This is a genomic window from Dethiosulfatibacter sp. (assembly GCF_983023055.1).
In genome coordinates this window covers 1-1989 of the sequence record NZ_CEZJXU010000322.1, presented here as the reverse complement: position 1 = coordinate 1989, position 1989 = coordinate 1, and the positions used below count along the sequence as shown (strand labels likewise).

The following is a 1989-nucleotide window of genomic DNA, read 5'->3' as shown; positions in this document are numbered from 1 at the left end:
CACATACATATGATGAGAAAATACAAACAATTAGAGATGCTCAAAGAGCAGGCCTGCAAGTTTGCAGTGGCGGCATTATCGGTCTGGGTGAGACTGATGAAGATCGTATAGACATGGCATTTGAATTAAGGGATTTGAACATTCAGTCAATTCCTCTCAACTTACTAAATGCCATTGAGGGTACACCTCTTGAAGGTGTTGAAAAAGTCAGCGAAGATGACTTTATCAGAATTGCAGCAATTTATAGATTCATTAATCCCAGAGCAACAATACGATTGGCTGGAGGACGAAACCTGCTTACGGACTTTGGAAAGCTATTGTTTGGAAGCGGTGTAAACGGAACGATTTCAGGAGAGCTGCTGACTACATATGGAAACAATACAGCAAATGATATCAAAATGATTCGGGAGTTAGGTTATGAAGTATAAGAATACAGGAGGGAAAGAATGAATATTAAAGATTTGACGAGGATAGCATTAATGACAACAATGATTGCCATTGGAGCATTTATTAGAATACCGGCACCTGTTGTTGGAAGCTTCACCTTGCAACTCACATTTGTAATTCTGGCAGGGATTTTACTGGGCAAAAAAAATGGTGCTATTTCAGCAATGGTGTATGCACTTGGTGGATTAATGGGAATTCCATGGTTTACAATGGGAGGTGGCTTCGGGTATGTACTGAAACCGACTTTTGGGTTTATTCTGTCTTTTATTATTGGCGCATATATTGTGGGAGCTTTTAGAGAGTATTCGGAAAGTAAGTTTGGCCATGCTGATGTGAAATGGATAACGGCTGGTTCGATTATTTCAACCATAGTGGTATGGATAATTGGCATGCTTTATTTATCGGCAATCTATCAGTATGTTCTCGGTAGTGAATTTGGCTATGCGGCTGCATTACTGTCTATCTTCTCGCCGTCGCTGGCAGCTGATTTACTGTTGGCTGTATTGGTCAGTGGTGTGGGAGTAAGGATCTATAATGCAATAGGTTATACCTTGAAAGGGGCAAGCTAGGCTATGATATGGTATCCTTATGTACAGATGAAAAAAATGAAGACTCCATATAAAGTCAAAAATGCTGAAGGAGTTTTAATATATACTGAAGACAATGTTCTAATTGATTCCGTTTCATCCTGGTGGTGCATGATTCACGGGTATTCTCATCCAGAGCTCAATCAGGCAGGTATCCGACAGATGGAGAAATTTTCCCATGTAATGCTTGGCGGATTATCCCATGAGCCGGCAGAGCAGTTGTCTTCCAAATTGAAGGAGATATTGCCAGGTGATCTGGATTATGTTTTTTATTCAGATTCCGGCAGTGTAGGTGTTGAGGTGGCGCTTAAAATAGCCATTCAGTTTTACAATAATCGTGGTGACATTGATAAGAGAGAAATCATTGCATTAAAAGAGGCATATCACGGCGATACATTCAAAGCGATGGCTGTTGGAGATGATGTAGATTATCATAAATCATTTCCGGATAAAGAAGGCATCCACCACATTGACATTAATATAGAATCCCTTGATAGGATAGTCAAGGAAAAGCATGAAACAGTTGCTGCGCTTATTGTCGAACCTCTGCTTCAAGGTGCAGCCGGTATGAAGATGCATGATGTTTCGTTTTTGGAAAGAGCAAGAGAACTCTGTGACACATATGATATCTTATTGATTTTTGACGAGGTGGCAACTGGATTCGGAAGAACAGGGCATCTGTTTGTGTCTGAATGCGTTTGTCCTGATATCTTGACAGGTGGATACATTGGTCATGCTGCAACTATAGTGAACAAACATGTATATGATGGATTTTATTCGGATGATGCATCAAAGGCATTGATGCATGGGCCTACATTCATGGGGAATGCACTGGCATGCGCACTGAGCCTGAAGAGCATTGAAGTCTTTTTGAAAGAGGATTACATGAGTAAAATCCATAATATTGAGCGCACATTGAAGCGCGAGCTGAAGGGCTTTGAATGCAGATATATTA

The 1989-nt window shown here is 40.6% G+C and carries 3 protein-coding genes; all 3 read left to right on the top strand.

All coding sequences use genetic code 11. The annotated features are described in order from the left end of the window. Positions 1 to 428 (top strand): biotin synthase BioB (locus AC3AX0_RS10330; RefSeq protein ID WP_487550211.1); only part of this gene is annotated, 428 nt, incomplete at its 5' end. A gap of 18 nt (positions 429 to 446) precedes the next feature. Continuing rightward, complete coding sequence (locus AC3AX0_RS10325) at positions 447 to 1016, top strand: biotin transporter BioY (protein ID WP_487550210.1); 570 nt, start codon at positions 447 to 449, stop codon at positions 1014 to 1016. Between the two features lie 3 nt (positions 1017 to 1019). Next, positions 1020 to 1989: aminotransferase class III-fold pyridoxal phosphate-dependent enzyme (locus AC3AX0_RS10320; RefSeq protein WP_487550209.1), on the top strand; the 970-nt coding region annotated here is incomplete at its 3' end.